Below are 11391 nucleotides of genomic sequence, written 5' to 3'. Positions count from 1 at the left end.
GAACGTAGTGAGCGGACCGTGGAGAGGTGCGCGCCGAGCGAGTGCGAGGGCGGACGAAGCGAGGTTTCGGCATGAGCAGCAGTCGCAAACTCCCCGTGCGCGGCGGGGAGCGCAAACCCTCGCGCGTGCGGCCGTACTCGCTCACCGGCGGCCGGACGCGATTCGGCCACGTCCTGCTCGTCGAGACGTTCGTGGCCGCGCTGGAGGCGCCCGAGGAGCGCCGCGAGCTGACGTCCGGCGGCTGGGGCGACCGGGTGATGCCGGAGATGCGCGCCATCGTCGAACTGTGCCGACGGATGCGCTCGGTCGCGGAGATCTCCGCACTCCTCAAGATGCCGCTGGGCGTGGTCCGTGTACTGCTCAGCGACCTCGCCGACCAGGGAAAGATTCGCGTCTACGGCACCGGGCACGGCTCCGGCCGGCCCGACCGCGCGCTGCTCGAAAGGGTGCTGAGTGGACTTCACAGGCTCTGACACGATATCGGCCGGGCCGACGGCGAGCCCCGGTTCCGTGAGCCCGTCCGACCCGGCGGCCCAGGCCGCCGACGCGGGGCTGCAGAGCTGGCAGACGGACCGTTCGCGGGCGCCGATCGCCACCAAGATCGTGGTGGCGGGCGGTTTCGGCGTCGGAAAGACCACCTTCGTCGGATCGGTCTCGGAGATCACCCCGCTCCAGACCGAGGCGGTGATGACCCAGGCCAGCGCGGACACGGACGATCTGACCGCCACCCCGGACAAGACCACGACCACGGTCGCCATGGACTTCGGGCGGATCACCCTCGACCAGGAGCTGGTGCTGTACCTGTTCGGCACGCCCGGGCAGCAGCGTTTCTGGTTCATGTGGGACGACCTGGTGCGCGGCGCGATCGGTGCGATCGTTCTGGCCGACACCCGGCGCCTGGAGGACTGTTTCCCGGCACTGGACTACTTCGAGAGCTGCGGGCTGCCGTACGTCGTCGCGGTCAACCACTTCGAGGGGACCGAGGCGTTCGCCGTCGAGCATGTGCGCGACGCGCTGACCGTGCCGCCGCACGTCCCCGTCGTGATCATGGACGCGCGGAAGCGGGTCACGGTGATCGAGTCGCTGCTCGCGCTGGTCGGCCACGCCCTGGAGACCGCGCCCGAGTAACCGGCCCCCGTACGGGGCCACGGTCCCTTACGGGCCACCGCACCCCCCACGTCCCCTCCCCGAACACCAGCAGTAGCAGAGAAGAGTGCCGCCATGCGGAAGATACTCATCGTCGGAGCCGGCCAGTCCGGGCTCCAGCTCGCCCTGGGCCTCCAGTCCCAGGGCTACGAGGTCACCCTCATGTCCAACCGCACCCCCGACGAGATCCGCGCCGGCCGGGTCATGTCGACGCAGTGCATGTTCCACACCGCGCTGCAGAACGAGCGCGACCTCCAGATCAACTTCTGGGAGAACCAGGCCCCGCGCATCGAGGGCCTCGGCGTCTCCGTCGCCGCCCCCGGCAGCCACGAGTCGCCCGAGGGCTCGCAGCGCGCCATCGACTGGGTCGGCAAGCTGGACGGCTACGCCCAGTCCGTCGACCAGCGGGTGAAGATGGCCGGCTGGATGGAGACCTTCGCGCAGCGCGGCGGCCAGCTCGTCATCCACGGCGCGGCCGTCTCCGACCTGGACTTCTTCGCGAGCCGCTACGACCTGACGCTGGTCTCGGCGGGCAAGGGCGAGCTGGTGTCCATGTTCGGCCGGGACGCCTCCCGCTCCCCGTACGACACCCCGCAGCGCGCGCTCGCCGTCGCCTACGTCCACGGCATGGGCCCGCGCCCCGAGCACCCCGAGTTCGACGCGGTGCGCTGCAACCTGGTGCCCGGCGTCGGCGAGCTGTTCGTCATGCCGACGCTCACCACCTCCGGCCGCGCCGACATCCTCTTCTGGGAGGGCATCCCCGGCGGTCCGCTGGACGTCTTCCAGGGCGTCAAGGACCCCAACGAGCACCTCGCCCTGACGCTGGAGCTCATGGAGAAGTTCCTGCCCTGGGAGTACGCCCGCGCCACCAAGGTCGAACTGACCGACGCCAACGGCACGCTGGCCGGCCGCTACGCCCCCACCGTGCGGCACCCCATCGGCCGGCTGCCCTCCGGCGGCCTGGTGCTCGGTGCCGCCGACGTCGTGGTCGCCAACGACCCGATCACCGGCCAGGGCTCCAACTCGGCCTCCAAGTGCGCCGCCTCCTACCTGGCCTCCATCGTCGAGCACGGCGACCGGCCGTTCGACGCGGAGTGGATGCAGACCGCCTTCGACCGCTACTGGAACACCGCCCAGCACGTCACCAAGTGGACGAACGCGATGCTGGCGCCGCCGCCGGAGCACATCCTGAACCTCATCGGCGCGGCCGGCCAGCTGCAGCCCGTCGCCGACCGCTTCGCCAACGGGTTCAACGACCCGTCCGACTTCGAGAACTTCTTCTACGAGCCGGAGAAGACGAATGCGTATCTGGGGTCGTTGATGGGGTAGCCGCCTGTGGCGGGGGCTGGCCTCCCATGTGGGCGGGTGGCACCGCCGTGCCTCTCCCCTCCCCACCTTCGGTGGGGAGGGGTGTTTTTTGCGGGCTGCCGCCGCGGCGTGGGTGCGTCGTGGTGCCGGGGACGGGCCTCCGGGGGTGGGTGCGGGACTGCTTCGCTTTACGTCCCGCACCCACCCCCGGAGGCCCGTCCCCTCGCGTGGTGCGGCGGCTGTCCGTGGGGGGAGGGGTGCGGTTTTCGCTCGTGGCGCGGGGCCGTTCAGCGGGGCCTGCGCCAAGGCCACTTGGGGCCCTCGTCCGGGTCCTTGCCCTCCGGGGCGTACTCGTACTTCCAGCCGCTGGGGAGCCCGAGGCGGTTCACCAGGGCGGGGGCGCGGCGGTAGACGTGCACCGTCGGTGGCCGGCCGTCGTCGTGCGGGACGGGGACCTCGTACGTCTTCGGTGGCCGGCCGGTTGCGCCGAGCAGGACGGGCAGGACCTTGCCGTCCAGCGGGCCGCCGACGAAGAGGGTGTTCTCGCTTCTCACGTCCTCAGTGTCACACCGCCGCCGCGCGGGCGCCGGGTCACAGCAGGTGGGTGGCGTCGCCCACGACGGGCAGGATGCGGCGGGCCAGGTCGCCGGCCGGGCCCTCGGCGGTCTCCAGCTTCAGTGCCGCCCGGGTCACCCGGGCGGTCTGCGGGTCCGTGGCCGCGGTGGCGGCCAGCAGCGCCACGAAGTGGTCGACCAGCCAGTCCCGCAGCTCGTCGAGGGACGGCTGCTTGTCCTCGTCGAGCCAGATCAGCGAGGCGGCCTCGACGGCGGTGATCCACATGCGGACGGTCATCCGCAGCCGCAGGCCCGGCTCCGGCTCGCCCAGGTGCCGCAGGATCTGGTCGGCGGCGGCGCGCCGCACCTCGTCCACGATCGCGGTCGTACGGGTCGTCCCCACGACGCTGCCGCCCTGCAGCAGCGCGCTGAAGCCCGCGTCGTGCTCGTCGACGAAGGCCAGATAGCGGTCGAGCGCGCGCGAGAGCCGGCGGGTGAGCGGCCCGGTCTCCGGCTCGGCGAAGCAGCGTTCCAGGATGTCGGCCGCGCTGCGCAGGGCGGCCTCGTACAACTGCTGCTTGCCGCCGGGGAAGTAGCGGTAGACCAGTGGCCGCGAGACCCCGGCGGCCAGGGCGACGTCGTCCAGGGAGACGTCCTCGGGGGCGCGCTGGGCGAACAGGTCCAGCGCGGCGGTGAGCAATTGGCTGCGGCGCTGCTCCACGCTCAGCCTGCGGTAGGCGGGTCGGGGTACTGCTGGGGCGGTGCCGCTGCCGTTCATGAACAGCAGCGTAACCGGCCCGGATGTCGGCTCGTACAGGTGCTCGGGGGATGCCGGGCGCACGGCCGTCCGCTTCAGGCCAGCAGGCCCGAGCTGCGCCACAACCGGCGGCCCACGCCCCGCAGTACGCCGATCTCGTCCAGGAAGTCGGTAAGCCGCCGGGCGCCGGACTGCATCACCTCGCGGCGGTGGCCGCTGGCCCTGACCTGGGCGACGGCCTCGCGCCGGTCCAGCCCCACCTGGGTGTAGACGGCCGGGTTGACGAAGGCGACGGAGAAGACCCGGGCCGCCTCGCCGGAGCTGATGCGGGTCAACTCCCGCTCCCAGCGCGGCGCGGTCACCATCTGGCGGCGCAGCTCCTCGCGGGCGTAGCGCACATGCCGGGCCTCCTCGACGACATGGATGCGGGTCACCCCGCGCACGATCGTCTGCACCCGCTCGTCCGGGAACGTCAGCCGCTGCATCCAGTCGAGGATCTCCTCGCCGAGCAGGGTGCAGGCGAAGGAGCCGGGGGTGGTGGAGACCGTCTTGAGGACGCGGGCGAGGTTGTGGTTGAGCCGGGAGACCGGGTACGCGGGTGCGCCGCCCTTCTGGATCATGCGCGCGAACATCTTGGAGTGCCGGCACTCGTCGGCTATCTCGGTGAGCGCGTAGCGGACGTGTGCGCTGGTCACCGGCTTGTCGTAGATGTGCCGGACCAGCAGCTGCATCAGGATGATCTCGAACCAGATGCCGAGCGAGGCGAGGGCGGCGGCCTCGTGCCGGGAGAGGTCCTGCTGCTGCTCCGGTGACATCTTCTTCCACAGCGGGGTGTCGTAGAGCGAGACCAGCTCCGGCGGCCAGAACCACTTGCCCTCTTCGAGGGGCGCGTCCCAGTCGAGTTCGGTGTCGGGGTCGAAGGAGTGCTTGGCGGAGGAGTCGAGCAACCGCTCGGCGACCTGTTCCCGGTCCTTGAGCAGACCGAGGGCGTCCCGCAGGACGTCGGTGTCCGTCACGGTCATGTCGGTGGGTGCGCTCGTCATGGCTGTGGCTACCTCGCTAGTGGGTTACCCGCGGTCAAAACTTATGAGACTGCTTGTCAGCAAGGACGTCAATCCCCTGCGCACGACTTATTGACCCTTCGGTAAGAAACGTGTGAGCCTGCCAACGACCGCCCATGACAGGGCGTTTGGCGAGCCCAGGAGGCCCCGTGTCGACCCGAGATCTCTACGTACAGGACCCAGGTGAGTCCGTGTGGAAGGTGCCCGCCTCCGGTGCGGCGCGCTTCAGCTGGGACTACGACGACGGGCGCGACCGGCTGCTGGCCCTCTACCAGAAGGGCAAGGACAAGCAGTGGGATGCCACCCTGCGGATCGACTGGGACCTGGAGGTCGACCCCCGCGATCCGCTCGGCACCCCCGACGAGTCCATGTCCCTGTACGGCACGAAGTACTGGGACAAAATGACCGAGAAGGACCGCGGGGAACTCCGTCAGCACTACACCTCCTGGCAGTTCAGCCAGTTCCTCCACGGCGAGCAGGGCGCCATGGTCTGCGCGGCGCGGATCGTGGAGTCCGTCCCGGACCTCGACGCGAAGTTCTACTCCGCCACCCAGACCATGGACGAGGCGCGGCACGCCGAGATATACAGCCGCTTCCTCCAGGAGAAGATCGGGATGCTCTACCCGGTCAACGACAACCTCCAGGCGCTGCTCTCCGACACCCTCAAGGACTCCCGCTGGGACATGCCCTACCTCGGCATGCAGGTCCTGATCGAGGGCCTGGCGCTGGCCGCCTTCGGCATGATCCGCGACACCACCACCAAGCCCCTGCCCAAGCAGATCCTCGCCTACGTCATGCAGGACGAGGCCCGCCATGTCGCCTTCGGGCGGATGGCGCTGCGCGACTACTACAAGCAGCTCACCGACGCCGAACTGCGCGAACGCGAGGAGTTCGTCATCGAGGGCTGCTACCTGATGCGCGACCGGCTGCGCGGCCTGGAAGTCCTGGAGAACTTCGGCATACCGCACGACGAGGCCGCCGAGTTCACCGAGAACTCCGAGTTCCTGCACCTCTTCCGCAAGCTCCTCTTCAGCCGGATCGTGCCCTGCGTGAAGGACATCGGCCTGTGGGGCGAACGCCTCCAGCGCGCCTACGTGGGCATGGGCGTCTTCGAGATGGGCGACTCCAACCTCGACCTCCTCATGGCCGAGGACGAGGAACTCGCCGAGAAACTCGACGCGGAGCGCTTCGCGGCCGAGGAGGAGGCCCGTACGGCGGAGGTCGCGGCGGCCATCGCGGACGGGGCGGCCGAGGGCTGAGCGCCGGGACCGACGAGGCGCCGGCCGGCCGGGCCCGTCAGGCCCCGTCCGGAAGCCCCGCCTCCAGGAAGTCCAGCACCCGGTGGCCGAGTTCGCCGGCCCGGTCGTACGGCATGGAGTGGTGGGTGACGCCCGGCACGGTCGCTAGCCGTACGCCCGGCGTCCGCTCGGCCCGTGCGGCGACCCGGCGCAGGTCGTGCGCCCGGCTGTGCTCCGCCAGCAGCACCAGGGTGGGCGGCGCCGCGGCGCCGAGCCGGGTGACGTCCGGGCGCGGCCCCGTGACCACCTTCGCGCCGCGGAACTCGGCGGCGCCCAGGCCCATCAGCCGCACCAGTTCCGGCGCGGGCGCCGCACCCCGCGTCTCCCACGCCAGGAACCGCCGGGTGCTCCGCTCGCCGGGCCGGACGAACAGCGGCAGCGCCCGCAGCAGATACGACGGCCGGTACCCGGCGAAGCACTGGGTCGGATCGAGCAGGACCAGCCGCGCCACCCGCCCCCGGGGTGCCGAGGCGCGGGGGGACTCCCGTTGCGGCCCCGGGGTGCCGGAGGGGTGAGGCGCGGCGGCGTGCACGGCGTAACCCAGCGCGAGCCAGCCGCCGTACGAATGCCCGAGCAGCGCGACCGACTCCAGGCCGAGCCCGTCGAGCACACCGTCGAGCCAGACGTACAGGTCCTCAGGGCGCCGCAGCGGACGTCCCGTCTGCACGCTGAGCCCCGGCGCGCCGATCTGGTCCACCGCGTAGACCCGGCGCGTGGGGGCGAGCGCGGCGGCCTGGGCGTACCAGACGGCCGAGGTCGTGCCGCCGCCGTGCAGCAGGACCAGTGGCGGGGCGCCGGCCGGACCGCAGACGGTGACCCGGGTGGTGCCGAACTCCGATTCCAGGTCGAGCCGTTCCACCGGAACCGGCCAGCGCGCCATCGCCCGCTCGTAGGCGTCACGGAAGGCGGGGGAGGGGGCGTGCGCGGGAGTCTGCGGGGCGGGGGCTGCGGTCATGGGCACCTCCGGGACGGGGAGAAGCGGCGGAACGAGACGCTCGGGCATCGCCTCGCTCGGCAAGTATCTCGCTGAGCGAGGTAATAATGGCCGAGTCCGGGAAAGCCCCGGGAAGTTCCGGGGCCGTTCCGGGGAAGTTCCGGGATGTCGACGGCAGGATTCCGGGCAGGGCGCTGTGAGTTCCGGAGTGCCCGAGGGGCGTCGGAAGGCGTCGAGTACCGGAACGGCTGGCGCGGGCACGAGCACGGGTGCGGGCGAGAGCAGAGAGGCGACGGCGTATGGCGAAGCGGCAGGAGCCGGGTGGAGCGGTGGAGCCCGGCGGCGCGGTGGAGCCCGGCGGCGCGGTGGAGCCCGGCGGACCGGGAGAACCGGGGAATCCGGTGGAACTGGGGGAGCCGGGGAGCCCGGAGGAGCCGGAGGGGATGGACCTGGTCCATCTGCTGCGCGAGGTGACCGTGCGGCTCGACCTCGCGGGGGCGCGGTTCGCCGGCCGCAACGGCCTGCACCCCACCGACCTCCGGGCCCTGATCGGCCTGCTCGACGCGGCCCGCGCCGGCACCGAGTCGACCCCCGGACGGCTCGGTGAGCAACTGGGGCTGAACTCCGCCGGCACCACGGCGCTGATCGACCGCCTGGAGCGGCTCGGCCTGATCCGGCGGGTGCGCGACACCCGCGACCGGCGCCGTGTCCTGCTGGAGGTCGACGAGCGCGCGGTCGCCCTGGGCCGGTCGTTCTTCGGCCCGCTGATCGACCGCACCATCGACCTCCTCGCCACCTTCGAGCCCGGGGAACAGGCGGCGGTCCGGCGGTTCCTGAGCGGGGTGCGGGACGCCGCGGGGGAGGGCTAGGGCCTGTCGTTTGGATCAGGCCGGGCTCGCGGGGTCTGGCACGCGCATCTGCGGCGTTGTCGTCACTCGCCGACGCTCCGCGTCGACTCCCTCCTCCGCCTTGCAGCTGCACGCACCAGACCCCGCTCCCTGATCCGGCCTGATCCAAACGACAGGCCCTAGGGGGTGTCGTCGGCCTCCTGCCCCTCTCCCCTGCGGCGTACCTGGGCACTTAGGGGGCGATACGGCCGCCGGGACCTACCGCTTGCCGGACCGGGCCAGCCACCGGCCCTCGTGCCGGGACACCTCGATCGGACGGCCGAAGCAGGCGGTCATCCGCTCTCCGGTCAGCACCTCGCCCACCGGGCCGCGCGCCTGCACCCGGCCCTCGCGCAGGAGCAGGGCGTGGCCGACGGACGGGGACAGCTCCTCCAGGTGGTGGGTGACCGTCACGGTCGCCAACTCCGGCCGCCCCAGGGCCAGCCGGTGCAGGGCATCGATCAGGTCCTCGCGGGAGGGCAGGTCGAGCGCGTTGAACGGCTCGTCGAGCAGCAGCAGCCGGGGGTCGGCCATCAGCGCGCGGGCGATCAGGATCCTGGCCCGCTGGCCGCCCGAGCACACCCCGTACGGCCGCTCCGCCAGCTCCTTGCAGTCCAGTTCGGCGAGGAGTTCATGGGCGCGCTCACGGGTCGCCGCGTCGTAGGTGCGCCACAGCGGCTGCACGGTGCCGCTCGCCCCGGTCAGGACGACCGTGTGCCCCGTCGCGTCCTGCGGCACCTTCTGCGCGCCGGAGACCAGCCCGATGACGGCGCGCAGCTCACGGACGTCCACCGAGCCGAGCCGGTGCCCGAGCACCTCGACGGTGCCGACGGTGGGGAACATCAGCGCCCCGACGAGACGCAGGACGGTGGTCTTGCCGGCGCCGTTCGCGCCGAGCAGCGCCCAGTGCTCACCGGACCGTACGCGCCAGTCGACGGCGTCGAGGATGACCTGGCCGGTGGCGTGCCGGCGGACGCCGACGCCTTCCAGGGCGGCGATCACGCGGGCTGCTTCGGGGGCGGGCTGCGGCTGTGAAGGCTGCGAGGGGCTCATCGCCGCAGGGTAGCTGTGTACGACACCTTTCTGCGGAGGTGTCCGATGTGCGGACCCCGGCGGGCCCTGGGCGAGCGGAAAGGACGGCGCGATCACCATGCCACCGACAGCCCGTGCCCCGGCGGCCGCTACTGTCCGGACGCCCCGGACGTCCCCGAGGGTCCCGAGGCCAACCCCAACAGCTCCCGCACCCGCGCGTACTTGGCCGTCAGCCGCTCCCGGGTCGGCGCGTCCAGCACCGCCAGCCGGGCCGGATCGGCGTTGTGCGCCAGGTCGGACTCCTTGACCAGCAGCGCCCCGGGCGTGGCCAGAATGCGTGCGGTGTACTCCTCGACCGGCTCGTCCGCCCGCTTGGTGACGGCCAGGATCATCTCCTTGGTCGCCTCGCTCAGCGCCGCACCGGCCAGCCACTCCCGGGTCAGCGCCGCGTCCTCGACGGCGTCGTGCAGCCAGGCCGCGGCGATCTGCTCGTCGCTGCCGCCCCGTTCGCGCACCCCGGCGGCGACCGCGGCCAGATGCTCGGCGTACGGGCGGCCCGCCTTGTCGGTCTGCCCGGAGTGCGCGCGCCGGGCCAGCGCCTCCACCTCGGCCAGGGACAACAGCGGGGGCGGAGCAGGTTCCATGGGCGGGATCGCATCAGCCATACGGCCATTGTGCAGCCCGCGCCCGGCCCGCCGCGAAGGGCTCAGCCCAGCGCCGCCGCCATCACCGCGCGGGCGATCGGGGCCGCGTTCCCGCCGCCGCTGATGTCCGCCCGGTCGGCGGCCGCGTCCTCCACCACCACGGCCACCGCCACGGCCGGCTCGTAACTGTCCTTCGCCCGCGCCCAGGAGATGAACCAGGCGTACGGCGTGCCCTCGTTGCGCACCCCGTGCTGCGCGGTGCCGGTCTTGCCGCCGACCGTGACGCCCTTGATCGCGGCGGGCCGTCCGCTGCCGTGCTCGACGACATCGACCATCATCTCCTGGAGCTGCTGGGCGGTGACCGGACCGGTCACCTGGCGCGTGGTGCGGCGCGGACCGCCCGCGACCACGACACCGCGGGCATCGGTCACCTCGTCCACGAGCGACGGCGACGCCAGCTGGCCCCCGTTGGCGACCGCCGCCGCGACCATCGCCATCTGGAGGGGAGTGGCGGCGGTGTCGTACTGGCCGATGGCGGAGAGCGCGACCTGCGAGGCGTCCATCCGCGTGTCGAAGTTGCTCGGCGCCACCGGCGAGGGGATGCGCAGCATCCGGTCGTTGAAGCCGAACCTCCGGGCCGTGTCGGCCAGGCCGGCCAGCCCGATCCGTGCGCCCAGCCGCGCGAAGACGGTGTTGCACGAGGCCCGGAAGGCGTCCTTGAGCGGCGCGTCCTCGCACCCCTCCGCGGCGTTGCCGAGCCGGGTGTCGGTGCCGGGCAGGGGGTAGGGGTCGGGCGAATCGGTGGGGGCGTCGATGTCGGTGACCCGGCCGCTCTCCAGCGCGGCCGCCGCGGTGACGACCTTGAACGTGGAGCCGGGCGGATAGGTCTGGCGCAGCGCCCGGTTGAGCATCGGCTGCTGCTCGGCGCCGTTCAGCCGGCGCCAGGCCGCGCCGACCGCGGCGTCGTTGCCGGACAGCTCACCCGGGTCGTACGACGGCGTGCTGACCAGCGCCAGGACCCGCCCCGTCGCCGGCTCGATCGCCGCCACCGCGCCCTTCTTGTCCCCCAGCCCGTCGAACGCGGCGCGCTGCATCCGGGGGTTGATGGTGGTGCGGACGCTGCCGCCCCGCCGGTGGGTGCGGGTCAGCCGGTCCCACCACGGGAAGGTGGCGAGCCGGTCGTCGGCGCCGGAGAGGATGCCGTCCTCCGCGCGCTCCAGCAGGGACGTCCCGTAGGTCTGCGACGCGTAGCCGGTGACCGGCGCATACAGCGGCCCCTCGGTGTAGGTGCGCTCGTAGCGCAGCCGCCCCCCGCTGTCCCGGGATCCGGTGACCGGCCGGCCGGCGACGAGGACGGCACCGCGCGGCTGGGCGTAACGGACGATCTGCCCGCGGCGGTTGGCCGGGCTCGCGCCGTAGTTCTCCGCCTCGTAGACCTGCACCCGCCCGGCGTTGACCAGCAGCGCCACGAGCAGGAGGAAGGAGAAGGCGGCGGTCAGCCGGATACAGCGGATCAACGTCCGGCCTCCGGGGAGGGCGCGTCATCGGCGGGAGCCGGCGGCGGCCCGGCCGACTGCCCGCCGGGGGTCCGGGGCGCCGCGCTCCGCCCCCGGGACCGATCCTGCTCCTTACGGGTCCCGCTCCGCTCCCGGGGCCGGCCCTGCTCCCCGGGCCCGCGCTCCGCCTCCGGCGTCCGGGGCACGGCCGGCTTCAGGAACCCGGTCACCCAGCTCCCGGCCCCGAGCCCCGCGCCCCGGCCGGGGAGGTTCG

12 protein-coding genes are annotated in these 11391 nt (G+C 72.6%); 5 read left to right on the top strand and 7 right to left on the bottom strand.

Annotated features, from left to right (window positions below; all coding sequences use genetic code 11):
* Positions 1–71: 71 nt before the first annotated feature.
* From K7396_RS11865 to K7396_RS11855, 3 genes are all read left to right on the top strand, one after another.
* Positions 72–473 carry a DUF742 domain-containing protein gene (locus K7396_RS11865; RefSeq protein WP_086720132.1) on the top strand — a complete coding sequence of 134 codons (402 nt, stop codon included), beginning with the start codon at positions 72–74 and terminating at the stop codon, positions 471–473.
* Between the two features lie 37 nt (positions 474–510).
* Positions 511–1128, top strand: coding sequence for a GTP-binding protein (locus K7396_RS11860; RefSeq protein WP_086720130.1), 618 nt, complete (start codon positions 511–513; stop codon positions 1126–1128).
* Positions 1129–1221: 93 nt separating this feature from the next.
* Positions 1222–2475, top strand: coding sequence for a styrene monooxygenase/indole monooxygenase family protein (locus K7396_RS11855; protein ID WP_086720129.1), 1254 nt, complete (start codon positions 1222–1224; stop codon positions 2473–2475).
* 266 nt (positions 2476–2741) lie between these two features.
* Here K7396_RS11855 and K7396_RS11850 read toward each other — a convergent pair whose 3' ends face one another.
* The 3 genes from K7396_RS11850 to K7396_RS11840 all read right to left on the bottom strand — a co-directional run bounded on the left by K7396_RS11850 (position 2742) and on the right by K7396_RS11840 (position 4808).
* The gene (locus tag K7396_RS11850; protein WP_086720945.1) at positions 2742–3008 is read right to left on the bottom strand and encodes a hypothetical protein; all 267 of its coding nucleotides are present in this window, start codon (positions 3006–3008) and stop codon (positions 2742–2744) included.
* 37 nt (positions 3009–3045) lie between these two features.
* A complete protein-coding gene (locus K7396_RS11845) occupies positions 3046–3786 on the bottom strand; it encodes a TetR/AcrR family transcriptional regulator (protein WP_086720949.1) in 741 nt (246 codons plus the stop codon).
* A 74-nt stretch (positions 3787–3860) separates the two neighbouring features.
* A complete protein-coding gene (locus tag K7396_RS11840; protein WP_086720946.1) occupies positions 3861–4808 on the bottom strand; it encodes an AurF N-oxygenase family protein in 948 nt (315 codons plus the stop codon).
* A 167-nt stretch (positions 4809–4975) separates the two neighbouring features.
* Here K7396_RS11840 and K7396_RS11835 point away from each other — a divergent pair, with 167 nt between their 5' ends.
* Positions 4976–6085 (top strand): ferritin-like domain-containing protein, encoded by a 1110-nt coding sequence (locus K7396_RS11835; RefSeq protein WP_086720947.1) that lies wholly within the window; start codon positions 4976–4978, stop codon positions 6083–6085.
* A 37-nt stretch (positions 6086–6122) separates the two neighbouring features.
* On the opposite strand, the gene K7396_RS11830 is transcribed toward K7396_RS11835, so the two are convergent.
* Positions 6123–7079: an alpha/beta fold hydrolase gene (locus K7396_RS11830; protein WP_152104582.1), complete on the bottom strand. Its 957-nt coding sequence runs from the start codon at positions 7077–7079 to the stop codon at positions 6123–6125.
* 422 nt (positions 7080–7501) lie between these two features.
* On the opposite strand from K7396_RS11830, the gene K7396_RS11825 reads away from it, so the two are divergent.
* The gene (locus tag K7396_RS11825) at positions 7502–7927 is read left to right on the top strand and encodes a MarR family transcriptional regulator (protein ID WP_086720501.1); all 426 of its coding nucleotides are present in this window, start codon (positions 7502–7504) and stop codon (positions 7925–7927) included.
* A gap of 237 nt (positions 7928–8164) precedes the next feature.
* On the opposite strand, the gene K7396_RS11820 is transcribed toward K7396_RS11825, so the two are convergent.
* The 3 genes from K7396_RS11820 to K7396_RS11810 form a co-directional block, all read right to left on the bottom strand.
* Entirely contained in the window at positions 8165–8998 is an 834-nt protein-coding gene (locus tag K7396_RS11820; protein WP_086720500.1) for an ABC transporter ATP-binding protein, read from the bottom strand.
* Positions 8999–9126: 128 nt separating this feature from the next.
* On the bottom strand, positions 9127–9642 hold the full coding sequence (locus K7396_RS11815; protein WP_223659883.1) for an HD domain-containing protein: 516 nt from the start codon (positions 9640–9642) through the stop codon (positions 9127–9129).
* 41 nt (positions 9643–9683) lie between these two features.
* Positions 9684–11138: a penicillin-binding transpeptidase domain-containing protein gene (locus K7396_RS11810; RefSeq protein ID WP_086720498.1), complete on the bottom strand. Its 1455-nt coding sequence runs from the start codon at positions 11136–11138 to the stop codon at positions 9684–9686.
* Positions 11139–11391 lie beyond the last annotated feature (253 nt).

The organism is Streptomyces angustmyceticus, assembly GCF_019933235.1.
GTDB classification, from domain to species: domain Bacteria; phylum Actinomycetota; class Actinomycetes; order Streptomycetales; family Streptomycetaceae; genus Streptomyces; species Streptomyces angustmyceticus.
This window is presented reverse-complemented; position numbering and strand designations above follow the sequence as displayed.

Excerpts from the sequence above, each read along its gene's own strand:
- K7396_RS11845 (WP_086720949.1), bottom strand. The coding sequence starts at position 3,786 with ATGAACGGCAGCGGCACCGCCCCAGCAGTACCCCGACCCGCCTACCGC.
- K7396_RS11830 (WP_152104582.1), bottom strand. The coding sequence starts at position 7,079 with ATGACCGCAGCCCCCGCCCCGCAGACTCCCGCGCACGCCCCCTCCCCC.
- K7396_RS11825 (WP_086720501.1), top strand. The coding sequence starts at position 7,502 with ATGGACCTGGTCCATCTGCTGCGCGAGGTGACCGTGCGGCTCGACCTC.
- K7396_RS11855 (WP_086720129.1), top strand. The coding sequence starts at position 1,222 with ATGCGGAAGATACTCATCGTCGGAGCCGGCCAGTCCGGGCTCCAGCTC.
- K7396_RS11865 (WP_086720132.1), top strand. The coding sequence starts at position 72 with ATGAGCAGCAGTCGCAAACTCCCCGTGCGCGGCGGGGAGCGCAAACCC.
- K7396_RS11820 (WP_086720500.1), bottom strand. The coding sequence starts at position 8,998 with ATGAGCCCCTCGCAGCCTTCACAGCCGCAGCCCGCCCCCGAAGCAGCC.
- K7396_RS11840 (WP_086720946.1), bottom strand. The coding sequence starts at position 4,808 with ATGACGAGCGCACCCACCGACATGACCGTGACGGACACCGACGTCCTG.
- K7396_RS11815 (WP_223659883.1), bottom strand. The coding sequence starts at position 9,642 with ATGGCTGATGCGATCCCGCCCATGGAACCTGCTCCGCCCCCGCTGTTG.